The organism is Modestobacter roseus, assembly GCF_007994135.1.
Classification (GTDB): domain Bacteria; phylum Actinomycetota; class Actinomycetes; order Mycobacteriales; family Geodermatophilaceae; genus Modestobacter; species Modestobacter roseus.
This window is the reverse complement of sequence record NZ_VLKF01000001.1, coordinates 2,674,089-2,697,500: the sequence shown is the minus strand read 5'-3', so window position 1 is coordinate 2,697,500 and position 23,412 is coordinate 2,674,089. Positions and strand designations below refer to the sequence as shown.

Here is a 23,412-nt window from a genome sequence, read left to right as displayed (position 1 = left end):
CGGTGGACGGCGTGCGGATCCGGGTCCCGGCGACCAGCGCGAACCTCGGGCCGGCGTTCGACGCCGCCGGGCTGGCCCTCACCTGCTGGGACGAGCTGGAGGTCGAGGTCACCGACGGCGGCCTGGCCGTGACCGTGGCCGGCGAGGGCGAGGGCGACCTCCCCACCGACGAGTCGCACCTGGTGGTCCAGGCCTTCCGGGCCGCCTGCGCAGAGCTCGGCTGGTCACCGGCGGGCCTGCGCCTGGCCGCCACCAACGGCATCCCGCAGGGGCGGGGGATGGGCTCCTCGGCCGCCGCGGTCACCGCCGGGGTGCTGGCCGCCTGGTCGCTGTGCCCCGACGTCACCGACGTCGACGAGGCCGCCGTCCTGCGACTGTGCTCGGCGCTGGAGGGCCACCCGGACAACGTGGCGCCCTGCCTGCTGGGCGGGGCGACGCTGTCCTGGACCACCCCGGCCGGCGCCCGCGCCGTGCGGCTGGCGGTCCGCCCGGAGGTCACGCCGGTGCTCTTCGTGCCCGGCGCGACCCTCTCGACCCACGTGGCCCGCGGGCTGCTGCCGGCGGCGGTGCCGCACGCCGACGCCGCCGCCAACGCCGGACGGGCCGCGTTGCTGGTGCACGCGCTCACCACCGCGCCCGAGCTCCTGCTGGAGGCCACCGAGGACCGGCTGCACCAGGCGCAGCGGGCCCCCGCCATGCCCGACAGCGCCGCCCTGCTCGCGCGCTTGCGCGCCGACGGGCACGCCGCGGTGGTCTCCGGTGCCGGCCCCTGCGTGCTGGTGCTCGCGCCGGACGCCGGCGCGGCCGACGAGCTGGCCGCCCACGCCCCGAACGGGTGGCGGTGCATGCCCCTGTCGGTGGACGACGACGGCGCGGTCGTCCACGAGATGGGGCGTGCGGTACGGTTGTGATGCCCAGGAACACACTGGTGGTAGCCGGTGTTGTGGCCCATGTCAGCCGGCATCTAGGCTGACGACGTAGCCGCCCTCGGGCGAGCCTCACGCGGGACGTTGCAGACGGACGACCCTCTCACGGTGATCGTCTCCCCGATCCTCGGCCCGCATCCACAGACCCGACGCCTCCGCACGGTCGCCACGAGCCCCCGGGCTCCTGCCGCCTCCGGGACCGGGTCACCTCCTGCGCTGGTAGGCGCAGGTCACCGCAGGGAAGGACCTGTACGTGAGTGAGACCACCGACCTCATCGACGGCGCGCGCGACGCCGCCCCGTCCGACGAGGCAGCCGCCGGTGCCGGAACGGCTCCCCGTTCCCGCCGTCGCGGCAGCGGGCTGTCCGGCATGCTGCTCCCCGAGCTGCAGCGCCTGGCCGGCGAGCTGGGCATCCCCGGCACCGCGAAGATGCGCAAGAGCGACCTGGTGGCCGCGATCTCCGAGCGCCAGGTGAGCGCCCCGGCCTCCCCGGCCGCGAGCCCCACCGCCGACGCCCCGGTCGCTGACGCCCCGACCCCGAACGCCCCGGCCCCGAACGCCCCGGCCGCCGACAGCGGGGCCGCCACCTCGGCGCCCCTCGAGGCGCCGGTGAGCGGCGGCGCCAACGGCGGCCCGGTCACCACCGCGGACGCCGACCCCGCCGGGAGCGCCCCCACCGGCCGTCGCCGGCGTGCGGCGAGCCGCCCCGCCGGCGCACCGACCGCGGACGCCGCCCCCGAGGCAGCCACCGGCGATGCGCCGGCCGCCGACGCACGGGCCAGCGAGGCACCTGCCGCCGACGCCCCTGCCACCGATGCGCGCACCAGCGACGCCCCGGCCGCCGAGACCCCGGCGACCGACGGCGAGCGCCCGCAGCGTGAGCGCCCCAGCCGCAACCGCAACCGCGGCGACCGGGACGGCGAGCCCGCGCGCGAGGACCGGGCCCCTCGTGAGGAGCGAGGCACCCGCGAGGAGCGAGGCAACCGCGAGGAGCGAGGCAACCGCGAGGAGCGGGGCACCCGTGAGGAGCGGGCTCCGCGCGAGGACCGCGCCGCCCGCTCCGAGGGTGGCCGGGAGGGCGAGGACCGTGGCGGCCGCAACCGCAACGACCGCGACCGCGACGCCCGCAACGACGACCGCGACGGTGGGAACCGGGACGGGGGCGGTCGCAACGGCCGCAACCGCAACGACCGCGCCGAGCAGCAGCGGGACGGCGGCCGGGGCAACGAGCGCACCGACCGCAACGACCCGCGCAACGACGTCCGCAACGACGAGGACGACGACGACTTCGAGGGCGGCGGCCGCCGGCGTGGCCGGCGCTACCGCGACCGCAACCGCCGTGGCGGCCAGGCCGGTGGGCGTGAGCGCTTCGACCAGAACGAGCCCACCGTCAGCGAGGACGACGTCCTGCTGCCGGTCGCCGGCATCCTCGACGTGCTGGACAACTACGCGTTCGTCCGCACCTCCGGGTACCTGACCGGCCCGAACGACGTCTACGTGTCGCTCTCCCAGGTGCGCCGGTACGGGCTGCGCCGCGGTGACGCGATCACCGGTGCCGTGCGCCAGCCGCGCGAGGGCGAGCGCAAGGACAAGTACAACGCGCTGGTGCGGCTCGACTCGGTCAACGGCATGGACCCCGAGCAGGCCCGCAACCGGCCGGACTTCACCAAGCTCACCCCGCTCTACCCGCAGGACCGCCTGCGGCTGGAGACCGAGCCGCACCTGATGACCACCCGCGTCATGGACCTGGTCATGCCGATCGGCAAGGGGCAGCGGGCGCTGATCGTCAGCCCGCCGAAGGCCGGCAAGACGATGGTGCTGCAGTCGATCGCCAACGCGATCACCACGAACAACCCCGAGTGCCACCTCATGGTCGTCCTCGTCGACGAGCGGCCCGAGGAGGTCACCGACATGCAGCGGTCGGTGAAGGGCGAGGTCATCGCCTCCACCTTCGACCGGCCGCCGGCGGACCACACCACCGTCGCGGAGCTCTCCATCGAGCGGGCCAAGCGCCTGGTCGAGATGGGTCACGACGTCGTCGTCCTGCTGGACTCGATCACCCGGCTGGGCCGCGCCTACAACCTGGCGGCCCCCGCCAGCGGGCGCATCCTCTCCGGCGGTGTCGACTCCACGGCGCTGTACCCGCCCAAGCGCTTCCTCGGCGCCGCCCGCAACATCGAGAACGGTGGCTCGCTGACGATCATCGCCTCGGCGCTGGTCGAGACCGGCTCCACGATGGACACGGTCATCTTCGAGGAGTTCAAGGGCACCGGGAACGCGGAGATCAAGCTCGACCGCCGGCTGGCGGACAAGCGGGTCTTCCCGGCCGTCGACGTCAACGCCTCGGGCACCCGCAAGGAGGAGATCCTCCTCTCGCCCGACGAGCTGGCGATCGTCATCAAGCTGCGCCGGGTGCTGTCGGCGCTGGAGCCCCAGCAGGCGCTGGAGCTGCTGCTCGACCGGATGCGGAAGACCCGCAACAACATCGAGTTCCTCATGCAGGTGCAGAAGACGACGCTCGGCGTCAACGAGAAGGAGTGACGGGCGCGGCCCCCTCGCGCAGGGGGCCGCTCCGCTGCGTCGGCGGAGCCGTACACTGGCCCGTCGAGCCTCCGCCGCTGTCACCGGCGGCGTCCGAACCACCAGATCCCGAGACAGAGAGAGGGTGCACGGCATGAAGGCCGACATCCACCCCGACTACAACGTCACCCAGGTGACCTGTGGTTGCGGCAACACGTTCACCACCCGCAGCACGGCGCCTGGCGGCACCCTCACCGTCGAGACCTGCTCCGCCTGCCACCCCTTCTACACGGGCAAGCAGCGCATCCTGGACACCGGTGGCCGCGTCGCCCGCTTCGAGAAGCGGTTCGGCAAGCGCACCACCGGCGCCGAGAAGTAGCACCTCCGACGGCGCCCGCGCCGCCCCTCACCGGGGCGGGGCGGGCGCCGTCGTCATGTCCGGCCCCAACCGGGCAGAAATGGCCATTTCTGCCCTCCTCGCAGGAGCGTGTGCGTGAGCAGCAGTGACACCGGCAGCGACCGGCTCGCCGGTCTGCTCAGCGAGCACGCCGAGCTGGAGCTGGAGCTCGCCGACCCGGCGGTGCACGCCGACACCGCGCGCGCCCGGCGGCTGGGCCGTCGCTACGCCCAGCTGGCCCCGGTGGTGGAGACCGCCCGCGCGCTGGACGCCGCCCGCGACGACCTGTCCGCGGCGCAGGAGCTGGCCGCCGAGGACGCCTCCTTCGCCGCCGAGGCCGAGGGACTGCAGGTCCGGATCGGCGAGCTGACCCAGCAGCTCACCGAGCAGCTGCTGCCCAAGGACCCCGACGACGACAAGGACGTCATCCTCGAGATCAAGGCGGGGGAGGGCGGCGCGGAGTCGGCGCTGTTCGCCGGGGACCTGCTGCGGATGTACCTGCGCTACGCCGAGCGCCGGGGCTGGGCGACCGAGGTGCTCGACGCGGTCGACGCCGAGCTGGGCGGCTACAAGGACGTCGCGGTCGCCATCAAGGCCCGCGGGCCGGAGGCGGTGTGGTCGCGGCTCAAGTTCGAGGGCGGCGTGCACCGGGTCCAGCGGGTGCCGGTCACCGAGTCCCAGGGGCGCATCCACACCTCCGCGGTGGGGGTCCTGGTGCTCCCCGAAGCCGAGGAGGTCGACGTCAGCGTCGACCCGGGCGACCTGCGGATCGACGTCTTCCGGTCGTCCGGGCCCGGCGGGCAGAGCGTGAACACCACCGACTCGGCGGTGCGCATCACCCACCTGCCCAGCGGCATCGTCGTCAGCTCGCAGAACGAGAAGAGCCAGCTGCAGAACCGCGAGTCCGCGCTGCGGGTGCTCCGCTCCCGGCTGCTCGCCGCCGCCCGGGACGAGGCCGCCGCCGCGGCCAGCGACGCCCGCCGCAGCCAGGTCCGCACCGTCGACCGCAGCGAGCGGGTGCGCACCTACAACTTCCCGGAGAACCGCATCTCCGACCACCGGGTCGGCTTCAAGGCGCACAACCTCGACGCGGTGCTCGACGGCGAGCTGGACCCGGTGATCGACGCGCTGACCGCCGCGCACACCGCCGAGCTGCTGGCGGCCGGCTCCTGACCGCCGCCCGGAGCCTGCTGGCCGACGCCGCGCGCCGGCTCGCCGAGGCCGGCGTGGAGTCGCCGCGGGTGGACGCCGAGCTGCTGCTCGCCGCGGTCCTGGGCACGACCCGCGCCGGCCTGCTCACCGCCGGGGACGTGCCCGCGGCCGCCGTGGACCGGTTCGCCGGGTGGGTGGAGCTGCGCGCCGACCGGGTGCCGCTGCAGCACCTCACCGGCACGGCCCCCTTCCGGCACCTCGAGCTCGCCGTCGGGCCCGGCGTCTTCGTGCCCCGCCCGGAGACCGAGCTCATCGCCGGCTGGGTGCTCGACCGCATCGCCGGCCAGGACGCGCCGCTCGTCGTCGACCTGGGCACCGGCTCGGGGGCGATCGCGCTGTCGGTCGCCTCCGAGCACCCGGGCGCCCGGGTGGTCGCCGTGGAGCGGGACGCCGGCGCGATCGAGTGGACCAGGCACAACGCCCGTGCCCGGGCCGCCGCCGGCGACACCCCGGTCGACGTGCGCGCCGGGGACATGACCGACCCGCAGCTGCTCGCCGAGCTCGACGGCACCGTCGACGTCGTCGTCTCCAACCCGCCGTACGTCCCCGACGGCGCCGGGCTGCCCCGGGAGGTCGCCGACCACGACCCGCCGCTGGCGCTGTGGGGCGGCCCGGACGGGCTGGACGTCGTCCGCGGGCTGCTGGACACCGCGGCCCGGCTGCTGCGGCCCGGCGGCTGGCTGGGCATCGAGCACGCCGACCAGCAGGGTGCCTCGCTGCCGGCGCTGGTCCGCGCGCACGGCGGTTGGACCGACGTGGCCGATCACCCCGACCTCGCCGGCCGCCCCCGGCACACCACCGCTCAGCGGACCCGGGCTCAGCGGGCCGGGCACCACTCCGCGACGTAGTCGGGGTCGTCCGGCAGCGAGACCGCCAGGTCGCGGCGCTGCACGCTCAGGCCCGCGAGGTCGTCCGCGAGGTCGCACGCGGCGGCGAAGCCCTCGTCGGTGTACTCGACGTCCAGCACCACCGGGTGGGCGTCGGTGAACACGGCGCACTCGTCGTAGGCGCCGCAGTCCTCGGCCACGGCGAAGTCGAACCCCAGTGCGGCGCCGTCGAGCTCGGGGGCGTTCTTCTGCGCCACGGCCAGCCCGGCGGCGTGCGCCCGGTCGACCAGCAGCCGGGCCGTCGCCTCGGCGTCGGCCCGCTCGAGCAGGCCCCGCGACCGGGTCCAGCTGTCCAGGTTGTCCAGCTCCACGGCGGCGAACCCGTCGTCGGCGCAGCCGTCGATCCAGCCGCCCACCAGGTCGGCGACGCGCTCCTGCCGGTCGGCCGTGGAGACGTCGAGCAGGTGCTCGTCGGGCCAGTCCGGATCCGCGACCAGCGCGCCACCGTCCCGCAGCAGCAGGTCGTCCGGCACCTCCGCGACGCCGGGCTGGGTCTGGAAGGCGTTGACGTAGCAGACCGGGTACCCGCCCGGCGCTGGCTCGGCGGTGCGGTCGCGGACCACCACCTGCACGCCGTCCGCCGGCGGGTGGGCGCCACCCAGCTGGTAGTCGAACCGCGCGCCGGACGGCGGCCCCCGGTCGGGTCGGCGGGCCCGCCGCTCGCCCCGCAGGCGGTCAGCAGCAGCGCCGTCGACGTCGCCAGCGCCCACCTGTGCACGAGTGCGCAGCGTAGGGGGAGCAGACTGCGCACTCGTGCCCGACGTCTACGACTGCAGTGACCCCGAGCTCCGCGAGCAGGGGCTGACCGCCGCCGCGGTCGCCGTCTCGCGTGGCGAGCTCGTCCTCGTGCCCACCGACACCGTCTACGGCGTCGCCGCCGACGCCTTCACCCCGGCGGCCGTCACCCGGTTGCTGGCCGCGAAGAACCGCGGCCGCAGCATGCCCACGCCCGTGCTCATCGGTGAGGCCTCGACCCTGGCCGGGCTGGTGACGACCGTGCCGAAGACCGCGCACGCCCTCGCCGAGGCGTTCTGGCCCGGCGGGCTCACCCTGGTGGTCGAGCACGCGCCCTCGCTGGCCTGGGACCTCGGCGACGCGGAGGGCACCGTGGCGGTCCGTCTGCCCGACGACGACGTCGCCCGTGACCTGCTGCGGCGCACCGGGCCGCTGGCGGTGTCCAGTGCCAACCGGTCGGGCCGGCCGGCGGCGACCACCGCGGAGGAGGCGGTGGCCCAGCTCGGTGAGCACGCGGCCGTGGTGCTCGACGCGGGCCCGCGGACCGGGAGCAGCGCGAGCACGATCGTCGACTGCACCGCCCCGGCCCCTCGGGTGCTCCGGCACGGGGCCATCGACGTCGCGCGGCTGCGCGAGGTCGTGCCCGAGCTCACCGACTAGCGACCGGACGCGGCCACAGTTCACAGCCGTCTGGCAGGGGCGGGGCCTCGACACGGGATACCGTGGCGTGTCTGCCGCCCCCGCCCCGGGGATCGCGGCGTCGACGTCCCACCACCGCTCTGGAGTGCACCCCGATGACCCGTCCGTGCGGAACGCACCCGACGGCCGGCTGACCGCATGCGCGAGTACGCCGTCGTCCTGCTCGCCGCGGGGCTGGTCACCTTCCTGGCCACCCCCGTGGTGCGGGTCGCGGCGGTCCGCTTCAAGGTGATGGCGGCGGTCCGCGACCGCGACGTGCACGTCATCCCGACCCCCCGCGGCGGGGGAGTGGCGATGTACCTGGGGGTGGCCGCCGGCGTGCTGGTGGCCGCACAGCTGCCCTCGCTGCAGCGCAGCTTCGACTTCAGCTCGCAGACGGTGGCGGTGCTGGTCGCCGGAGGCCTGATCTGCCTCCTCGGCGTGCTCGACGACCGGTTCGGCCTCGACGCACTGACCAAGCTCACCGGGCAGATCGCCGCGGCCGGGGTGATGGTCCTCCTCGGCGTCCAGCTGGCCTACGTGTTCCTGCCGGTCGCCGACATCGGCACGCTGTCGCTGGGCCCGGACGTCGGGGTGCCGGCGACCGTGCTGCTGACCGTGCTCACGGTGAACGCCCTCAACTTCATCGACGGCCTCGACGGCCTGGCCGCGGGGGTCTCGGCGATCGCCGCGCTGGCCTTCTTCGCCTACAGCTACCACCTGGGCTACATCGGCTACGACGACGTCTCCAGCGCCCCGGCGCTGATCACCGCCGTGCTCGCCGGCGCCTGCCTGGGTTTCCTGCCGCACAACTTCAGCCCGGCGCGGATCTTCATGGGCGACTCCGGGTCGATGCTGGTCGGACTGATGCTCTCGGCCGCCGCGGTCTCGGCCACCGGGCAGACCGACTCGCAGACCCTCGGCTCGGCAGCCAGCCTGCTGCCGCTCACCCTGCCGCTGCTGGTGCCGGTCGCGGTGCTCTTCATCCCGTTCATGGACCTGGTGATGGCGGTCGTGCGGCGCAGCATGCGCGGGCAGTCGCCGTTCGCGCCGGACAAGATGCACCTGCACCACCGGTTGCTGTCGATCGGCCACTCGCACCGCCGGGCGGTGCTGATCATGTACTTCTGGGCTGCCCTGCTGAGCTTCGGCGCCGTCGCGCTGTCCATCACCGGGGGCACCGTCGAGGTGCTCGTGGTGATCGGTGCGCTGCTGGTGGTGGGGGTCGTGGTCGTGCTCAGCCCGCGGGCCCGGCGGGCCGCGATCGCCGCCCGTCAGGCCGAGCTCGCGGCCATGCGGGAACGCAGCCGCACCGCGCACCCCGCGACCCGTGCGGCGCGGGGGAGGCGAGCGGCCGACGTCGTCCCGGCGCAGCCCGAGGCACCTCGGCCGGCGGGGGTCCGACGATGACCGCCGGGACGCCGGAGCGGTCGGCCGTGCCGTGGGACCTGTCGTTCCTGCGGGTCGGCGTGCTGGTCACCACGGCCCTCGCCGCGGTCGCCGCGCTGGTCGTCGGCCTGGCGCTGAGCTGGGCGGATGCGCTGAGCGTGCTGCTCGGCAGCGCGATCGTCACGTTCTTCTTCTGCGTCTCCGGTGCGGTGGTCGGCTGGGCCGGCCGGGTCGACGACACCTGGACGCTGCCCGCCGCGCTGGGCACCTTCGGGCTCAAGGCCGTGCTGCTCTTCCCGCTGCTGACCGGGCTGCCGGAGGACGGCTGGCCGGACCGGCAGGTGATGGCCTGGACGGTGGTCGCCGGTGCGCTGCTGTGGAGCGGGGTGCAGCTCCGGTGGGTGTGGACCCGGCAGCTCTACTACGTGCCGCCACCCAGTCCACCGGGTGGGGCCGCAGATGGGTCGGGCAGCGGACCCGGAGAGGCCGCGACACGCGGCTGATAGTGTCCGGCGCGATGGCTGAGGACCTGCCCGCTCGCGGGGAAGCCCGACCACGACCCGTAGTACCAGCTCGTCAGCCCAGCGGGGCCGACATGGGCTGGGCGGTCACCGGGACCATGATGTCCGGGATGGCCGTGTGGGGCGGGGTCGGGTGGCTGCTGGACCGGTGGCTGGAGACGATCTTCTTCCTGCCGGTAGGCGTGGTGCTCGGCGTGAGTGTGGCCATCTACGTTGTGGTCAAGAAGTACGGTGCGCTCGACCCGGTCCCCGGGCAGCACACCGGTACCACCCCGGGCGGACGACGGAGCCAGCCCAGGACGCAGAAGGGACGACGGTGACCTCCAGCGCCCACGCGCTCGGCGACGTGCTCGCTGTGGAGAGCGACCCCGGTGGCGGCTTCGTGCCCCCCGGCCTCGGTGAGTTCTTCCCCGAGGCGCTCTTCCAGTTCTCGATCCTCGGCGTCGACTTCGAGATCACCCGCATCACGCTGCTGCTGTGGATCGCCACCGCGGCGATGATCGCCTTCCTGGTCGCCACGGTCCGCAACCCGCAGATCGTGCCGGGGAAGCTGCAGTGGGTCGGCGAGAGCGGCTACTCCTTCATCCGCGACGGGATCGCCCGCGACGTGGTCGGCCCGAAGGGGCTGCCCTTCGCGCCGTTCCTCGCCTCGCTGTTCTTCTTCATCCTGGCGAACAACCTGATGGCGATCATCCCGCTCGCGCAGATCTCGCCGATGTCGAAGTTCGCCTTCCCGCTGGTGCTGGCCCTGATCTGCTGGGTCGTCTACATCTGGGTCGGCATCAAGAACCAGGGCCTGGTGCCCTACTTCCGGGACATCGCCTTCCTCCCCGGCGTGCCCAAGCCGATGTACATCCTGATCACCCCGCTCGAGCTGCTGCAGAACTTCATCGTGCGGCCGTTCACGCTCGCGGTCCGGCTCTTCGCCAACATGTTCGCCGGCCACATGCTGCTGGTCACCTTCGCGCTGGGCGCCACCTACCTGTTCACGGTGGGCAACTTCTCCGCCGTCTTCGGGCCGATCTCCGCGCTGATGGCCATCGTGATGACGTTCTTCGAGCTGCTGGTGATCTTCCTGCAGGCCTACGTCTTCACCATGCTGATGGGCACCTACCTCAACGGTTCGGTCGAGGCCGCGCACTGATCGGATCGCCCACCCCCGACCGCCCCCGGTCGACCTGAACTGCACCACCCGCACCACCCCGCCAGCCGCCCGGTGTCCACCGGGCGACCGACACAGGAGGAACACCCCGCAATGATCGAGGTACTCGCAGAGCTCGAGGGCAGCATCGGTTCGGTCGGCTACGGCATCGCCACGATCGGCCCCGGTATCGGTGTGGGCCTCGTCTGGGCCGCCTACATCCAGGCCACCGCTCGCCAGCCCGAGTCGGCCGGTCTCACCCGTACCTACGCCTTCCTGGGCTTCGCCCTGGCCGAGGCGCTGGCCCTCATCGGCTTCGTCGCCCCGCTCGTCTACGGCACCTGAGCCACCTCGCTGACGAGATCGGTCACTGACACCCAGACGAGGACGTTGACAGCATGAGCATCCTGGCTGCGGAGAGCGCGAACCCGCTCATCCCACCGGTGGGCGAGATCATCATCGGGACGATCGCCTTCCTGGTCCTCCTGTTCGTGATGATGAAGGTCGTAGCCCCCCGCTTCGAGCAGGTCTTCCAGGCCCGCCGCGAGGCGATCGAGGGTGGCATCGAGCGTGCCGAGGCGATGCAGGCCGAGGCCAAGGCGGCGCTGGAGCAGTACCGCGCCCAGCTGGCCGAGGCCCGCACCGAGGCGGCGCAGATCCGCGATGCCGCGCGCGCCGAGGGGCAGCGCATCATCGAGGAGCTCCGGGCCCAGGCCCAGGAGGAGTCCGCGCGGATCGTCGCCCGCGGCGAGGAGCAGCTCGCTGCCTCCCGCCAGCAGGTGGTCACCGAGCTGCGCGGCCAGATCGGCACGCTCGCGGTCGACCTGGCCGGCCGGGTCGTCGGTGAGTCCCTCGCCGATGACGCCCGCCGCAGCGGCACGGTCGACCGGTTCCTGGACAACCTGGACGGCATGACCGCCTCGTCCGCGTCCGGGGGCACTCGCTGATGCACGCCGCGAGCCGGGCCGCCCTGGACGCCTCACGGGCGCAGCTGGAGCAGCACACCGCAGGGGCGCGCAGTCGCACCCGCGGTGACTCGCTGCTCTCGCTGGCCGACGAGCTGTTCGCCGTCGCGCACCTGCTCGACGGGCAGGTCACCCTGCGCCGGGCGCTGTCCGACCCGTCCGTCCGTCCGGACGACCGGGCCGGGCTGGCCCGTCGGCTGCTGTCCGCCCAGGTCGGTGCCACCGCCCTCGACGTCGTCGAGACGGTGGCCCGGCAGCGGTGGTCCCGCCCGCTGGACCTGGTCGAGGCCACCGAGACGCTGGCGACGGAGGCCGCGCTCGACGCGGCCGATGCCCGTGGCGAACTCGACGGCGTCGAGGACGAGCTGTTCCGGTTCGGCCGCATCGTGGCCGCGGACCCGCAGCTGGCCCGGATCCTCGGTGACCGCTCGGCGCCCCGCCCGGGGAAGCTGGAGCTGCTGGACCGGCTGCTGGCCGGGAAGGTCAGCCCGGTCACCGACCGGCTGCTGCGGAACTCGCTCACCAGCTCGCACGTGTTCAACGCGGAGAACGAGATCGAGCGGTTGTCCACGGTCGCGGCCCACCGGCGCGGCCGGTCGGTCGCCTCGGTGATCAGCGCGGTCCCGCTCACCGAGCCGCAGCAGCGGCGGCTCGTCACCGCACTCGAGCGCATCTACGGGCGGACCATGGGGCTGCAGATCCAGATCGACCCGGCGGTCCTCGGCGGGCTGGTCATCCGCGTCGACGACGAGGTCATCGACGGCAGCATCGCCCACCGCCTCGAGGCCGCCGGCCGGCGGCTGGCCGGCTGAGCCCGCCGCGGCCACGCCGCGCGCACCCGGCCCGCCGCCCAGACCCGGCCCGCCCCACCACCCGAAGACACCAGCAGAAGAGGACGCGAGAGCCATGGCCGAGCTGACGATCTCTGCGGACGAGATCCGCAGTGCCATCCAGAACTACGTCACCGAGTACACCCCGGACGTCTCCCGGGAAGAGGTCGGCGTCGTCACCGAGTCCGGCGATGGCATCGCCCGGGTCGAGGGCCTGCCCTCGGTCATGACCAACGAGCTGCTCGAGTTCGAGGGCGGTGTGCGTGGCCTGGCGCTGAACCTCGACACCCGCGAGGTCGGCGTCGTCATCCTCGGTGACTTCGCCGGCATCGAGGAGGGCCAGACGGTCCGCCGGACCGGCGAGGTCCTCTCCGTCCCGGTCGGCGACGGCTACCTCGGCCGGGTCGTCGACCCGCTGGGCAACCCCATCGACGGCGCCGGCGAGATCGAGACCAGCACCCGCCGCGCCCTCGAGCTGCAGGCGCCCACGGTGGTCCAGCGGCAGTCGGTGCACGAGCCGATGCAGACCGGCATCAAGGCGATCGACGCCATGACGCCGATCGGCCGCGGTCAGCGCCAGCTGATCATCGGCGACCGGCAGACCGGCAAGTCCGCGATCGCGCTGGACACGATCATCAACCAGAAGCAGGCCTGGGCGACCGGCGACCCGAAGCAGCAGGTCCGCTGCATCTACGTCGCCGTCGGCCAGAAGGGCTCCACGATCGCCGCCACCCGCGCGGCGCTCGAGGACGCCGGCGCGATGGAGTACACGACCATCGTCGCCGCCCCGGCCTCGGAGGCCGCCGGCTTCAAGTACATCGCCCCCTACACCGGCTCGGCCATCGGCCAGCACTGGATGTACGAGGGCAAGCACGTCCTGATCGTCTTCGACGACCTGTCCAAGCAGGCCGAGGCCTACCGCGCGGTGTCGCTGCTGCTGCGCCGCCCGCCGGGCCGCGAGGCCTACCCCGGCGACGTCTTCTACTTGCACTCCCGCCTGCTCGAGCGTTGCGCGAAGCTCAACGACGAGCTGGGCGCGGGTTCGATGACCGGCCTGCCGCTCATCGAGACCAAGGGCAACGACGTGTCGGCGTACATCCCGACCAACGTCATCTCCATCACCGACGGCCAGATCTTCCTCGAGACGGGTCTGTTCAACTCCGGTGTGCGCCCGGCGATCAACGTGGGCATCTCGGTGTCCCGCGTCGGTGGCTCCGCCCAGATCAAGGCGATGAAGTCCGTCGCCGGCCGGCTCCGCCTCGACCTGGCGCAGTTCCGCGAGCTGGAGGCCTTCTCCTCCTTCTCCTCGGACCTCGACGCCTCCAGCCGGGCCACCCTGGACCGCGGTCAGCGGCTGGTCGAGCTGCTCAAGCAGGGGCAGTACTCGCCCTACCCGGTCGAGCGCGAGGTCGTCTCGCTGTGGCTGGGCACGACCGGCAAGCTGGACAAGGTGCCGGTCAGCGACGTCCGGCGGTTCGAGTCGGAGTTCCTGGACTTCATCGCCCGGGGCGACAACACCGTCTTCGACGACATCCGCAACAGCAAGAAGCTCAGCGACGACACGGTGAGCAGCCTGGAGCGGGCGGTGGAGGCCTTCTACGGGCAGTTCACCACCGGTGACGGCGAGTCGCTGCAGATCAACGAGCCCGAGGTCGAGTCCATGGACGCCAGCGAGCGCGGCCAGGAGACCGTCCGGGTCAAGCGGAGCTCCTGACGTGGCCGGCAGTCTGCGCGCGCTGCGGCGCCGGATCCGCTCCACGCGTTCGACGAAGAAGATCTTCTCGGCGCAGGAGCTGATCGCCGGTGCCCGCATCGTGCGTGCCCAGGCCCGGGTGGAGGCCTCCAAGCCCTACTCCCGGGAGATCACCCGGGTGCTCTCCGCGCTGGCGGGTTCCGCCAGCCTGGACCACCCGCTGCTGACCGAGCGGGAGAACCCGCGCCGGGTGGCGGTCCTGGTGATCACCTCCGACCGGGGCTTCGCCGGCTCGTACAACGTCAACGTGCTGCGGCGCACCGAGGAGCTCCTCGGTCTGCTGCGGGACGAGGGCAAGGAGCCGCTGCTGTACGTCGTCGGCCGCAAGGGCGAGACGTACTACCGGTTCCGTGAGCGCGCCATCGAGGACAGCTGGACCGGCTTCTCCGAGCAGCCCGGGTACGAGAACGCCCAGGAGGTCGGCAGCACGCTGATCGAGGCGTTCACCGCCGGGGCCGACGATGACAGAGCGGACGCCGGGGCCTCCGGCGGCGCCGGCGCCGATGGCGTGCTGGGCGTGGACGAGCTGCACATCGTCTACACCGAGTTCCGCTCGCTGCTGAGCCAGGTGCCCGTCGCCAAGCGGATGGCGCCCCTGGTCGTCGAAGAGGTCGACGAGCTCGAGGAGCAGCAGCCCGGTAACGGCAACGAGCCGGTGGCCTCCTACGAGTTCGAGCCCTCGCCGGAGCAGCTGCTGGACGCGCTGCTGCCCAAGTACGTCACCACCCGCATCTACGCGGCGATGCTGGAGGCCGCGGCCTCGGAGTCGGCGTCGCGGCGGCGGGCGATGAAGTCCGCCTCGGACAACGCCGAGGAGCTGGCCAAGAACCTGTCCCGCCAGGCCAACCAGGCCCGGCAGGCGGAGATCACCCAGGAGATCAGCGAGATCGTCGGCGGCGCCGACGCGCTGGTCTCTGCGGGCCAGGACGACTGAGCCCGCACCCGTTCCACCGTCCGCCGGCGGCGGCGCCGATCGCCGCCGCCGGGGACACTGAAGACGTAGGACCACCGAGCCCGAGGGCAGGAGAGCAGCACAGATGACCGTCACCGAGGACCGTCCGACCACCCGGGAGACGACCGGCTCCGGCCGCGTCGTCCGGGTCACCGGGCCGGTCGTCGACGTCGAGTTCCCCCGCGACGCGATGCCCGACCTGTTCAACGCGCTGAAGGTCGACGTCACCCTGGCCGACCTCCGCAAGACGCTGACCCTCGAGGTCGCCCAGCACCTGGGCGACAACGTGGTCCGCACCATCTCCATGGCCCCGACCGACGGCCTGGTCCGCGGGGCCCCGGTCAGCGACACCGGCTCGGCGATCTCCGTGCCCGTCGGCGAGGCCGTCACCGGCCACGTGTTCAACGCGCTCGGCGAGTGCTTGGACACCCCCGGCTACGGCGAGGACGCCCCGCACTGGACGATCCACCGGCACGCGCCGAAGTTCGACCAGCTCGAGGGACGCACCGACCTGCTCGAGACCGGCATCAAGGTCATCGACCTGCTGACGCCCTACGTGCGCGGCGGGAAGATCGGCCTGTTCGGCGGTGCCGGCGTGGGCAAGACGGTGCTCATCCAGGAGATGATCCGCCGCGTCGCCCAGGAGTTCGGTGGCGTCTCGGTCTTCGCCGGCGTGGGGGAGCGGACCCGCGAGGGCAACGACCTCATCACCGAGATGACCGAGTCCGGCGTCATCAACTCGACCGCGCTGGTCTTCGGCCAGATGGACGAGCCGCCGGGCACCCGGCTGCGGGTCGCGCTGTCGGCGCTGACCATGGCGGAGTACTTCCGCGACGAGGCCGACCAGGACGTGCTGCTCTTCATCGACAACATCTTCCGGTTCACCCAGGCCGGCTCCGAGGTCTCCACCCTGCTCGGGCGCATGCCCTCCGCGGTGGGCTACCAGCCGACCCTGGCCGACGAGATGGGCACGCTGCAGGAACGGATCACCTCCACCCGCGGCCGGTCGATCACCTCGATGCAGGCGATCTACGTGCCCGCCGACGACATCACCGACCCGGCGCCGCACACCACGTTCGCCCACCTCGACGCCACCACGGTGCTCTCCCGGCCCATCTCCGAGAAGGGCATCTACCCGGCCGTCGACCCGCTGGACTCCACCAGCCGGATCCTCGACCCGCAGTACATCGGGCAGGAGCACTACGACATCGCCCGCGAGGTGCAGCGGATCCTGCAGCGCTACCAGGAGCTGCAGGACATCATCGCGATCCTCGGCATCGACGAGCTCGGTGAGGAGGACAAGGTCACCGTCAACCGGGCCCGTCGCATCGAGCGCTTCCTCTCGCAGAACATGTTTGTCGCCGAGGCCTTCACCGGTCAGCCTGGCTCCTACGTCCCGCTGTCGGAGACGCTGCAGGCGTTCAAGGCGGTCGCGGCCGGCGAGTACGACCACGTCCCCGAGCAGGCCTTCTTCATGTGCGGTGGCCTCGAGGACCTCGAGCGGAACTTCGACAAGCTCAAGAAGAGCTGATCGACGACCGTTCCAGCACGTCACGTCGGCCGGGTCCCTTCGGGGGCCCGGCCGTCGTCGTGCTGCACCTGCGGTGTCGGAGGTGCGCAGGGTGACGACGCGCGCGGCCCGGGTCCCCGATCGGGTGGTCGGCGTGCACCGGCGCTCAAGGAACGGCAGGGACGTGACGACCATGGTCCGGGAGCACCCGACCAGCGGGTGCGGCACCGGGGAGATCGGCTCGTGCGCAAGAGGGACCTCGCAGGACCGCTGCGACCGACGGCCGTGGACGCGCTCCCCGGTGACCGGCACGCGCCGTTGCCCGCGGACGCCCTGGAGTGGAGCTGGCCGCCCTACGCGCCGGTCGAGGGGCGCTCCTTCGCCGCCGCCGAGGACGACTGGGCTCCGCCATCGGTCGTGTGGCACCCCCAGGTGCGCCTCGGCCGCTGGACCGTCGTCTACCGGCGCAGCGCCTGAGCGAGGATCCTCCTGCCGCGGCGCCGAGGCGCCCTGGGCGAGGTGGCGGCCGCGTCTGCCGTTACAGTGAGTGCGACCCGTCGCCGCGTCCAGCCGGACCGGTGGCCCGCACCGCCGGCGCACCGCCGGCCCGGTGACCCCCGAGGAGTGTCGTGGCGACCTTGCAGGTCGAGCTCGTGGCCGTGGAGCGGATGATCTGGTCGGGTGAGGCCACCCGGGTGATCGCGCGGACCACCGAAGGTGAGCTCGGGGTGCTGGCCGGTCACGCACCGCTGCTCGGCGAGCTGGCCCCCGGCGGCATCGTCCGCATCCAGCAGGAGTCCGGCGAGGAGCTCGTCGTCGCCGCCCACGGGGGCTTCCTCTCCGTGACCGGCCAGGGCGTCTCGATCCTCGCCGAGACCGCGGAGCTCGCTGACGAGATCGACGTCGAGCGGGCCCGTGAGGCGCTCCGCCGCGCCCAGCAGGCCGGGGACGACCCGGAGGCGGTCGCCGCAGGCCGCCGAGCCCAGTCCCGGCTGCGTGCCGCCGGCCAGGACGCCTGATCGGCCGGACCGTTCTCCCGCTCCCGCCAGCCGCGCCCCGGTGACCACCCTCGTCCTGGTCGTCGTCGGCGTGCTGCTGGTGGCGCTGGTCGCGGCCTTCCTGCTGCGTCGTCGTTTCCTGCTCTCCGGGCTGGGCGCGGTCACGATGTGGCTGCGGGCCCCCGACGCGGGCCGTTGGGGGCTCGGCGTCGCCTGGTACTCCGGCGACACCCTGCTCTGGTACCGCGCGCTCTCCCTCTCCGTGCGGCCCAACCAGCGCCTGTGCCGTGGTGAGTTCCAGGTCGAGGCGCGGCGTCGTCCCGACGAGGGCGACCTCGCGCTCCCTGCCGAGAGCGTGGTGCTGACCTGCCGCACCGGCGTCGGCCCGCAGGAGCTCGCGATGGACCCCTCGACGGTGACCGGCTTCCTGTCCTGGATCGAGTCCGCCCCGCCCGTCGACCGCTGAACGGCCCCTCGGGAGGGGCCGTTCCCGTCAGCTGCGGTCGCGGGCCTCGCGCTGGGCGTGCACGCCGCTGTGCGCGCCGGGCTCCCACAGCACGTCGCCGTCGGGGTTGGCCCGCCGGGCGAGGATGAACAGCAGGTCCGAGAGCCGGTTGAGGTAGCGCGCGGTCTCGGCGTTGGTGCGCTCGCCGTCGGCCTCGAGCAGCGCCCAGACGCTGCGCTCCGCCCGCCGGGCCACGGTGCGGGCCTGGTGCAGCAGTGCGGCCAGCGGCGTCCCGCCGGGGAGCACGAACGAGGTCAGCGCGGGCAGCTGCGCGTTGTGCTCGTCGCACGCCGCCTCCAGCCGCTCGGTGTAGGCGGCGGTGACCCGCAGCGGGGGGTGCGCGGGCTCGGCGACCACCGGGGTGGACAGGTCGGCGCCGACGTCGAACAGGTCGTTCTGCACCGAGCTCAGCAGGCCGGCGACCTCGGGGGTGGGGGAGCCCAGCGCCAGGGCGACGCCCAGCACGCTGTTGGTCTCGTCGACGTCGGCGTAGGCGATGAGCCGGGGGTCGGTCTTGGTCACCCGGGACATGTCGCCCAGGTGCGTCTGGCCGGCGTCACCGGTGCGGGTGTAGATGCGGGTCAGCCGGACGGTCATGCCCAGGAGCCTAGGCTGCGCGGCCCGGGCGGACCGGGGTGGGACCACGCCGGCGAGGGGGCGCGGCGGGCGCCTCTAGGCTGGGCTCGTGGAGTGCTTCGAGGTGACCGGCGGTACGTCGCTGCGCGGCCGGGTGCGGGTCACCGGTGCGAAGAACAGCGCTCTCAAGCTCATGGCCGCGGCGCTGCTCGCCCCGGGCCGCACCACCCTCGACGAGGTGCCCGACATCCTCGACGTCGAGATCATGAGCGAGGTGCTGCGCCGGCTGGGCTGCGGGGTCAGCTACGAGCGGTACCCGGCGCGCGAGGGCGAGAGCCGCAGCGGGGGCGGCCGGGTGCTCATCGACGTTCCCGAGGAGCCCTCCAGCGAGACCGACTACGACCTGGTCCGCCGGATGCGGGCCTCGATCAGCGTCCTCGGCCCGCTGGTGGCGCGACTGGGCACCGCCAAGGTGGCCCTCCCCGGTGGTGACGCGATCGGGTCCCGCGGTCTGGACATGCACGTCGCCGGCCTCGAGCGGCTGGGTGCCACGGTGGTCAACGAGCACGGCTTCCTGATCGCCACCGCCCCGACGCTGGTGGGCACCTCCATCTGGCTGGACTTCCCGTCCGTCGGGGCCACCGAGAACCTGGTGATGGCCGCGGTCCTGGCTCAGGGCACCACGGTGGTCGACAACGCCGCGCGCGAGCCGGAGATCGTCGACCTCTGCCGGATGCTCACGGCGATGGGCGCCCGGATCGAGGGCGCCGGCACCTCCACGATCACCGTCGAGGGGGTGAGCGAGCTGCACCCCGTCGAGTACACGACCGTGCCCGACCGGATCGTCGCCGGCACGTGGGCGATCGGGGCGGTCATGACCCGTGGCGACGTCCTCGTCGAGCGCGCGGTCGCCGACCACCTCTCCGTGCCGCTGGAGAAGCTGGTCGCCGCCGGGGCCACCGTCGAGGCCCGACCCGACGGGGTGCGGGTCGCGATGGACGACCGCCCGCGCGGGGTCGACGTCGTCACGCTGCCCTTCCCGGGTTTCCCGACCGACCTGCAGCCGATGGCGGTGGCCCTGGCCGCGGTCTCGACGGGCACCGCGCTGATCACCGAGAACGTGTTCGAGGGCCGGTTCATGTTCGTCAACGAGCTGGTCCGGCTGGGGGCCGACGTGCGCATCGACGGCCACCACGCGGTGGTCCGCGGCCGCGAGCGGCTGTCCAGCGCGCCGGTGCTGGCCACCGACATCCGCGCCGGTGCCGGCCTGGTGCTCGCCGGCCTGCTCACCGACGGGGTCACCGAGGTGCAGGACGTGCACCACGTCGACCGCGGCTACCCGGCGTTCCTCGACCAGCTGCGCGGGGTCGGCGTGCAGATCGAACGGACCGAGCGCCCGGGCTGACGCCCGCCGTCAGGGCGCCGTCGTCACTGGCCGTGGAAGGACAGCGCGAGCGCGCGGGCGCGGTCGAGGTCCTCGGGGAAGACCAGCACGTCCGAGCGGTGCGCGGCCGGGTGCCGGATCGTCGAGCGGATGCCGGCGTCGGAGAGCACCGCACGGAAGGCCAGCGCCGACTCCCGGCGGGTCATCGACGCGACCGGGGTGAGCAGCTCCTCGGGCCGGCGCGGCTTCGCCGAGGAGTCCGAGGCGAACGCCCAGCGCAGGAAGAACCCGATCAGGACGAGCACCGCCAGCGCGATGGCCGGCCCCACGATGAAGTGCAGGCTCCCGGCGTCGATCGGCACGGCCACCTCCTGGCTGGACCGGGTCGGTCGGTCACCGGCCCGCGACCGAGTGTGCCACTCCCGCCGGGCACGCGAGCCGTTGTTACCGGCCGGTAGCCTCCCTACACTGCGGCGGCATGCCGTTCCCTTCAGCGCCGAAGGAGAGCGACCGTCCGTGGGTCATGCGCACCTACGCCGGCCACTCCAGCCCCGCCGAGTCCAACGCGCTCTACCGCCGCAACCTGGCCAAGGGCCAGACCGGCCTGTCGGTCGCCTTCGACCTGCCCACCCAGACCGGCTACGACCCCGACGACGAGCTGGCCGTGGGGGAGGTGGGGAAGGTCGGCGTCCCGGTGAGCCACCTCGGTGACCTGCGGGCGCTCTTCGACGGCATCCCGCTCGACGGGATGAACACGTCGATGACCATCAACGCCCCGGCCATGTGGCTGCTGGCGCTCTACCAGGTGGTCGCCGAGGAGCACGGGCACGACGTCGCCCAGCTGGCCGGGACGACGCAGAACGACATCATCAAGGAGTACCTGTCCCGCGGCACGTACGTGTTCCCGCCGGCGCAGAGCCTGCGGCTGATCACCGACATGGTGGCCTACACGGTGACGGCGATGCCGCGGTGGAACCCGATCAACATCTGCAGCTACCACCTGCAGGAGGCCGGGGCGACGCCGGTGCAGGAGATCGCCTACGCGATGAGCACCGCGATCGCGGTGCTGGACGCGGTCCGGGACTCCGGGCAGGTGCCGCCGGAGCGGTTCGGCGACGTCGTCGCCCGGATCTCCTTCTTCGTCAACGCCGGGATCCGGTTCGTCGAGGAGATGTGCAAGATGCGCGCCTTCGGCCGGCTGTGGGACGAGCTGACCCTCGAGCGCTACGGCGTGCAGGACCCGGCGCAGCGCCGGTTCCGCTACGGCGTGCAGGTCAACTCCCTCGGCCTGACCGAGGCGCAGCCGGAGAACAACGTCCAGCGGATCGTGCTGGAGATGCTCGGCGTCACCCTCTCCCGGGACGCCCGGGCCCGCGCGGTGCAGCTGCCGGCCTGGAACGAGGCGCTCGGGCTGCCCCGGCCGTGGGACCAGCAGTGGTCGCTGCGCCTGCAGCAGGTGCTCGCCCACGAGACCGACCTGCTGGAGTACGAGGACCTGTTCACCGGGTCGGTGGTGGTCGAGGCCAAGGTCGCCGAGCTGGTCGAGGGTGCCCGCGCGGAGATGGCGCGGGTGGCGGAGCTGGGCGGCGCGGTCGCCGCGGTGGAGTCCGGCTACATGAAGGGCCGGCTGGTCGCCTCGCTGGCCGAACGCCGGCGCCGGCTGGAGCGCGGTGACGACGTCGTCGTCGGGGTGAACCGGTTCCAGGCCACCGAGCCCAACCCGCTGCTGGCCGACCTGGACACCGCGGTCCAGACCGTCGATCCCGCGGTGGAGGCCGCCGCCCAGCAGGCCGTGCGCGCGTGGCGGGCCGCCCGCGACCCGGAGCCGGTGCGCCGCGCGCTGGCCGCGCTGCGGGAGGCGGCCGGCACCGATGCCAACCTGGTGCCCGCGACCCTGGACTGCGCCCGGGCTGGGGTGACCACGGGGGAGTGGGCCGGGGTGCTGCGCGAGGTGTTCGGGGAGTACCGGGCGCCGACCGGGGTGGCCGCGGCCGGTGGCGGCCACCCCGACGGGGGTGGCGACGCCGACCTGGCCGAGGTGCGCGCGCGGGTGCGCCGGACGGGGGAGGAGCTCGGCGGCCGGCTCCGCCTGCTGGTGGGCAAGCCGGGGCTGGACGGGCACTCCAACGGCGCCGAGCAGATCGCCGTCCGCGCCCGGGACGCCGGCTTCGAGGTCGTCTACCAGGGCATCCGGCTGACCCCCGCCCAACTCGTGGCGGCCGCCGTCGAGGAGGACGTGCACGTCGTCGGGCTCTCGGTGCTCTCCGGCTCGCACCTGCAGGTGGTGCCGGCCGTGCTCGACGGTCTGCGCGCGGCCGGCCTGGACGACGTCCCGGTGGTCGTCGGCGGCATCGTCCCCGACGCCGACGCCCGCCGGCTGCGGGAGCTGGGGGTGGCCCGGGTGTTCACCCCGAAGGACGTCGGCATCACCGGGATCATGGGCGAGATCGTCGACGTCGTCCGGGCGGCCCACGACCTCCCGGACGACGTCCCGGCGCCTGTCTAGGGGAGCCGGACGACGACGCCCTCGGTGGCGCTGCGCCGGGCGGCGTCGAGCACGGTGAGGCTGGCGACGGCGTCCCGGGGCTCCACCGGCACCAGGCCGAGGCCCCGCACCGCGGCGGCGAACGCCGGGTAGAAGGTGTCCCACGCGCCGGGCAGCGTGGGCACCCGCTCGGCCTGGTCGCCGCGCCGGACCCGCCCCCAGCGCTCCTCGGGCTCGGCACCCCAGGCCGGCCCCAGGGTGGCCGGGGTCTGCCCGGCGACCAGCGCGTCCTCCTGGCCGTCCATCGGCCCGCCGACGACGTAGCTGCCGGCGGTGCCGGTGACCCGGAAGCGGTCGCCCGGCGCCCCCTCGCTCCAGCTGCCGGCCAGGTGCGAGCGGGCGCCGCCGACATGGGTCAGGGCGACGAAGACGTCGTCGTCCAGCCCGTTCGCGCGCACCCGCCACTCGGCGTAGACCGAGGTGACCGGGCCGAGCAGCACCAGGGCCTGGTCGACCAGGTGGCTGCCGAAGTCCAGCAGCGTGCCCCCGCCGGCGGGCGCGGGCCCGGGCTCGGGGGTGAAGCGCTCGAAGCGGGACTCGAACCGGGTGATCGTGCCGAGCGTGCCGGCCTCGGCCAGCGCCTGGACGGTGCGGAAGTCGGAGTCCCAGCGCCGGTTCTGGTACGGCGCCAGGCGCAGGCCCAGCCGCTCGGCCCGCTCGACGCTGGCGAGGGCGGCGGTCGCGTCGAGCGCGAACGGCTTGTCGCACACGACGGCGAGGCCGAGGTCCAGCGCCTCGTCGGTCAGCGCGCTGTGGGTGTCGGCGGGCGTGGAGATCGCCACCGCCTCCGCCCCGGCGGCACGCAGCTCGGCGAGCGACCCGAACGTCGCCGTCCCGGGGTGCTCGCGGGCCACCAGTTCCCGCCGCTGCGCCGAGGAGGTGACGACGCCGACCAGGTCGACCTCCGCGGCGGCGGCCAGCAGCGGCGCGTGGAAGTACCGCCCGCCGAACCCGTAGCCGACCAGTCCGAACCGAACGGGGTCCATC

The 23,412-nt window shown here is 73.6% G+C and carries 25 protein-coding genes; 21 read left to right on the top strand and 4 right to left on the bottom strand.

Annotated features, from left to right (window positions below; genetic code table 11):
* The first annotated feature begins 11 nt into the window (after positions 1-11).
* The 5 genes from thrB to prmC all read left to right on the top strand — a co-directional run bounded on the left by thrB (position 12) and on the right by prmC (position 5,904).
* Complete coding sequence (thrB, locus tag JD78_RS12755; RefSeq protein ID WP_228395271.1) at positions 12-911, top strand: homoserine kinase; 900 nt, start codon at positions 12-14, stop codon at positions 909-911.
* 268 nt (positions 912-1,179) lie between these two features.
* A complete protein-coding gene (gene rho, locus JD78_RS12750) occupies positions 1,180-3,468 on the top strand; it encodes a transcription termination factor Rho (RefSeq protein ID WP_153361388.1) in 2,289 nt (762 codons plus the stop codon).
* 133 nt (positions 3,469-3,601) lie between these two features.
* Positions 3,602-3,826 (top strand): 50S ribosomal protein L31, encoded by a 225-nt coding sequence (rpmE, locus tag JD78_RS12745; RefSeq protein WP_153361389.1) that lies wholly within the window; start codon positions 3,602-3,604, stop codon positions 3,824-3,826.
* 114 nt (positions 3,827-3,940) lie between these two features.
* Positions 3,941-5,017 (top strand): peptide chain release factor 1, encoded by a 1,077-nt coding sequence (gene prfA / locus JD78_RS12740; protein ID WP_153361390.1) that lies wholly within the window; start codon positions 3,941-3,943, stop codon positions 5,015-5,017.
* Positions 5,014-5,904: a peptide chain release factor N(5)-glutamine methyltransferase gene (gene prmC, locus JD78_RS12735; RefSeq protein WP_153361416.1), complete on the top strand. Its 891-nt coding sequence runs from the start codon at positions 5,014-5,016 to the stop codon at positions 5,902-5,904. The genes prfA and prmC overlap by 4 nt, the downstream gene beginning before the upstream one ends.
* Here the strand turns inward: prmC and JD78_RS12730 are convergent.
* Positions 5,874-6,653 carry an endo alpha-1,4 polygalactosaminidase gene (locus JD78_RS12730; RefSeq protein ID WP_208104091.1) on the bottom strand — a complete coding sequence of 260 codons (780 nt, stop codon included), beginning with the start codon at positions 6,651-6,653 and terminating at the stop codon, positions 5,874-5,876. The two genes, prmC and JD78_RS12730, sit on opposite strands and share 31 nt — an antisense overlap.
* A 43-nt stretch (positions 6,654-6,696) precedes the next feature.
* On the opposite strand from JD78_RS12730, the gene JD78_RS12725 reads away from it, so the two are divergent.
* The 14 genes from JD78_RS12725 (at position 6,697) to JD78_RS12660 (ending at position 17,881) form a co-directional block, all read left to right on the top strand.
* Positions 6,697-7,338: an L-threonylcarbamoyladenylate synthase gene (locus JD78_RS12725; RefSeq protein WP_153361392.1), complete on the top strand. Its 642-nt coding sequence runs from the start codon at positions 6,697-6,699 to the stop codon at positions 7,336-7,338.
* A gap of 177 nt (positions 7,339-7,515) precedes the next feature.
* On the top strand, positions 7,516-8,766 hold the full coding sequence (locus JD78_RS12720) for a glycosyltransferase family 4 protein (protein WP_228395272.1): 1,251 nt from the start codon (positions 7,516-7,518) through the stop codon (positions 8,764-8,766).
* The gene (locus JD78_RS12715; protein ID WP_153361393.1) at positions 8,763-9,248 is read left to right on the top strand and encodes a hypothetical protein; all 486 of its coding nucleotides are present in this window, start codon (positions 8,763-8,765) and stop codon (positions 9,246-9,248) included. Before JD78_RS12720 ends, JD78_RS12715 begins: the two co-directional genes overlap by 4 nt.
* Positions 9,249-9,340: 92 nt before the next feature.
* Complete coding sequence (locus tag JD78_RS12710) at positions 9,341-9,586, top strand: AtpZ/AtpI family protein (protein ID WP_228395273.1); 246 nt, start codon at positions 9,341-9,343, stop codon at positions 9,584-9,586.
* Positions 9,583-10,410 (top strand): F0F1 ATP synthase subunit A, encoded by an 828-nt coding sequence (atpB, locus tag JD78_RS12705; protein ID WP_153361395.1) that lies wholly within the window; start codon positions 9,583-9,585, stop codon positions 10,408-10,410. The genes JD78_RS12710 and atpB overlap by 4 nt, the downstream gene beginning before the upstream one ends.
* Positions 10,411-10,521: 111 nt before the next feature.
* Complete coding sequence (gene atpE / locus JD78_RS12700; RefSeq protein ID WP_014377627.1) at positions 10,522-10,752, top strand: ATP synthase F0 subunit C; 231 nt, start codon at positions 10,522-10,524, stop codon at positions 10,750-10,752.
* A gap of 53 nt (positions 10,753-10,805) precedes the next feature.
* On the top strand, positions 10,806-11,354 hold the full coding sequence (locus JD78_RS12695; protein ID WP_153361396.1) for a F0F1 ATP synthase subunit B: 549 nt from the start codon (positions 10,806-10,808) through the stop codon (positions 11,352-11,354).
* Positions 11,354-12,184: a F0F1 ATP synthase subunit delta gene (locus JD78_RS12690; protein WP_153361397.1), complete on the top strand. Its 831-nt coding sequence runs from the start codon at positions 11,354-11,356 to the stop codon at positions 12,182-12,184. The genes JD78_RS12695 and JD78_RS12690 overlap by 1 nt, the downstream gene beginning before the upstream one ends.
* Before the next feature lie 94 nt (positions 12,185-12,278).
* The gene (gene atpA, locus JD78_RS12685) at positions 12,279-13,916 is read left to right on the top strand and encodes a F0F1 ATP synthase subunit alpha (protein ID WP_153361398.1); all 1,638 of its coding nucleotides are present in this window, start codon (positions 12,279-12,281) and stop codon (positions 13,914-13,916) included.
* Position 13,917: 1 nt separating this feature from the next.
* The gene (locus JD78_RS12680) at positions 13,918-14,889 is read left to right on the top strand and encodes a F0F1 ATP synthase subunit gamma (protein ID WP_153361399.1); all 972 of its coding nucleotides are present in this window, start codon (positions 13,918-13,920) and stop codon (positions 14,887-14,889) included.
* A 103-nt stretch (positions 14,890-14,992) separates the two neighbouring features.
* Positions 14,993-16,438, top strand: a complete 1,446-nt coding sequence (gene atpD / locus JD78_RS12675; protein ID WP_153361400.1) for a F0F1 ATP synthase subunit beta — start codon at positions 14,993-14,995, stop codon at positions 16,436-16,438.
* A gap of 222 nt (positions 16,439-16,660) precedes the next feature.
* A complete protein-coding gene (locus JD78_RS12670) occupies positions 16,661-16,894 on the top strand; it encodes a hypothetical protein (RefSeq protein WP_166521165.1) in 234 nt (77 codons plus the stop codon).
* A gap of 152 nt (positions 16,895-17,046) precedes the next feature.
* Entirely contained in the window at positions 17,047-17,436 is a 390-nt protein-coding gene (locus tag JD78_RS12665) for a F0F1 ATP synthase subunit epsilon (protein WP_153361402.1), read from the top strand.
* A 40-nt stretch (positions 17,437-17,476) separates the two neighbouring features.
* Positions 17,477-17,881 (top strand): DUF2550 domain-containing protein, encoded by a 405-nt coding sequence (locus JD78_RS12660; RefSeq protein WP_153361403.1) that lies wholly within the window; start codon positions 17,477-17,479, stop codon positions 17,879-17,881.
* A gap of 27 nt (positions 17,882-17,908) precedes the next feature.
* Here the strand turns inward: JD78_RS12660 and JD78_RS12655 are convergent, their stop codons facing one another.
* Positions 17,909-18,517, bottom strand: coding sequence for a cob(I)yrinic acid a,c-diamide adenosyltransferase (locus JD78_RS12655; RefSeq protein ID WP_153361404.1), 609 nt, complete (start codon positions 18,515-18,517; stop codon positions 17,909-17,911).
* 88 nt (positions 18,518-18,605) lie between these two features.
* On the opposite strand from JD78_RS12655, the gene murA reads away from it, so the two are divergent.
* The gene (murA, locus tag JD78_RS12650; protein WP_153361405.1) at positions 18,606-19,901 is read left to right on the top strand and encodes a UDP-N-acetylglucosamine 1-carboxyvinyltransferase; all 1,296 of its coding nucleotides are present in this window, start codon (positions 18,606-18,608) and stop codon (positions 19,899-19,901) included.
* A 23-nt stretch (positions 19,902-19,924) separates the two neighbouring features.
* Here the strand turns inward: murA and JD78_RS12645 are convergent, their stop codons facing one another.
* Positions 19,925-20,242 carry a hypothetical protein gene (locus JD78_RS12645; protein ID WP_153361406.1) on the bottom strand — a complete coding sequence of 106 codons (318 nt, stop codon included), beginning with the start codon at positions 20,240-20,242 and terminating at the stop codon, positions 19,925-19,927.
* A 116-nt stretch (positions 20,243-20,358) separates the two neighbouring features.
* On the opposite strand from JD78_RS12645, the gene JD78_RS12640 reads away from it, so the two are divergent.
* The gene (locus tag JD78_RS12640) at positions 20,359-22,386 is read left to right on the top strand and encodes a methylmalonyl-CoA mutase family protein (protein ID WP_166521164.1); all 2,028 of its coding nucleotides are present in this window, start codon (positions 20,359-20,361) and stop codon (positions 22,384-22,386) included.
* Here JD78_RS12640 and JD78_RS12635 read toward each other — a convergent pair.
* Positions 22,383-23,411, bottom strand: a complete 1,029-nt coding sequence (locus tag JD78_RS12635; RefSeq protein WP_153361407.1) for a Gfo/Idh/MocA family protein — start codon at positions 23,409-23,411, stop codon at positions 22,383-22,385. The genes JD78_RS12640 and JD78_RS12635 overlap by 4 nt on opposite strands.
* Position 23,412: the final 1 nt, after the last annotated feature.

Excerpts from the sequence above, each read along its gene's own strand:
- atpA (WP_153361398.1), top strand. The coding sequence starts at position 12,279 with ATGGCCGAGCTGACGATCTCTGCGGACGAGATCCGCAGTGCCATCCAG.
- JD78_RS12715 (WP_153361393.1), top strand. The coding sequence starts at position 8,763 with ATGACCGCCGGGACGCCGGAGCGGTCGGCCGTGCCGTGGGACCTGTCG.
- JD78_RS12710 (WP_228395273.1), top strand. The coding sequence starts at position 9,341 with ATGGGCTGGGCGGTCACCGGGACCATGATGTCCGGGATGGCCGTGTGG.
- atpD (WP_153361400.1), top strand. The coding sequence starts at position 14,993 with ATGACCGTCACCGAGGACCGTCCGACCACCCGGGAGACGACCGGCTCC.
- JD78_RS12720 (WP_228395272.1), top strand. The coding sequence starts at position 7,516 with ATGCGCGAGTACGCCGTCGTCCTGCTCGCCGCGGGGCTGGTCACCTTC.
- atpE (WP_014377627.1), top strand. The coding sequence starts at position 10,522 with ATGATCGAGGTACTCGCAGAGCTCGAGGGCAGCATCGGTTCGGTCGGC.
- JD78_RS12640 (WP_166521164.1), top strand. The coding sequence starts at position 20,359 with ATGCCGTTCCCTTCAGCGCCGAAGGAGAGCGACCGTCCGTGGGTCATG.
- JD78_RS12635 (WP_153361407.1), bottom strand. The coding sequence starts at position 23,411 with ATGGACCCCGTTCGGTTCGGACTGGTCGGCTACGGGTTCGGCGGGCGG.
- rpmE (WP_153361389.1), top strand. The coding sequence starts at position 3,602 with ATGAAGGCCGACATCCACCCCGACTACAACGTCACCCAGGTGACCTGT.
- JD78_RS12695 (WP_153361396.1), top strand. The coding sequence starts at position 10,806 with ATGAGCATCCTGGCTGCGGAGAGCGCGAACCCGCTCATCCCACCGGTG.
- JD78_RS12655 (WP_153361404.1), bottom strand. The coding sequence starts at position 18,517 with ATGACCGTCCGGCTGACCCGCATCTACACCCGCACCGGTGACGCCGGC.
- JD78_RS12690 (WP_153361397.1), top strand. The coding sequence starts at position 11,354 with ATGCACGCCGCGAGCCGGGCCGCCCTGGACGCCTCACGGGCGCAGCTG.